Consider the following 920-nt stretch of genomic DNA (forward strand, 5'->3'; position numbering starts at 1 on the left):
CGGATGTAGAGACGCGCAGTGCCGGCCGCCGCCCCGCATCGCCACGGCGCCCCCCATCCCACAAAGCCCGGGCTGCGCGACGGGCGTCCTTGCCTGTCATGCGCCGCGGCTCAGTACCGCCAGCGCAGCGTAAAGCTGACGAACCGCGGCTCGCCGTAGTTCTGGTAATCCAGATTGGCCCAGTACTTCTTGTTCAGCGCGTTGGTCACCGCCAGCGTCGCGGTCCACTGCGTGCTGAGCTGGTAGTTGGCATTGAAATGCACCAGCGCGTACGGATCCTGCACCACGGTGACCGGGCGCGTGGCGGCAGTGCCGTCGCCAAACGGGCGCTGGATGTTGTAGCCGCGCACCGCGCTCTGCCAGCTCACGCCGCCGCCCAGGCTCAGGCGCTGCCAGGCGCCGGGCAGGCGCACCTGGGTGGACAGCTGCAGATAGTCCTCCGGCAGGTTGGCGTAGATCGCGTCGGTCGGCGCACGGGTGACCTTGACGTGGGTGTAGCCGGCATTGAGCGTCCAGCCCGGGCGCAACTCGCCGTTGTATTCCAGTTCCCAGCCGCGGCTCTTGGTGCCGTCGACGCCGATGTAGGCCGAGCTGCCGTCGGGCAGCGAGGCTTCCGGCTGGGTCATGTCGCGCACCGCGTAGTTGTCCTGCTTGGCCTCGAACACCGCCGCACTGAGCAGCGCGCGGCCGTCGGCCAACTGCGCCTTGATGCCTGCTTCCAGGTTGGAGCCCTGCACCGGCGCCAGAAGGTTGTTGTCCTTGTCCTTGTAGTTCTGCGGATTGAAGATCTCGGTGTAGCTGGCGTAGGTGGAGATGGCCGGGGTGAGGTCGTAGACCAGGCCGACGTAAGGCGTGACCTCGTCGCTGACCCGGTAGCGGCCGCTGGTGCCGGTGTAGCTGCCGTCGGCGGCGAAGGCCTG

Annotated in this window: 1 protein-coding gene; it reads right to left on the minus strand. The window is 67.8% G+C overall.

The window, feature by feature from the left end; all coding sequences use genetic code 11:
• Positions 1–110: 110 nt before the first annotated feature.
• A partial coding sequence (locus CEK69_RS20955; RefSeq protein WP_152247724.1) for a TonB-dependent receptor occupies positions 111–920 on the minus strand: 810 nt, incomplete at its 5' end.

Source organism: Xanthomonas sp. LMG 12462 (assembly GCF_009192885.1).
Lineage (GTDB): Bacteria > Pseudomonadota > Gammaproteobacteria > Xanthomonadales > Xanthomonadaceae > Xanthomonas_A > Xanthomonas_A sontii.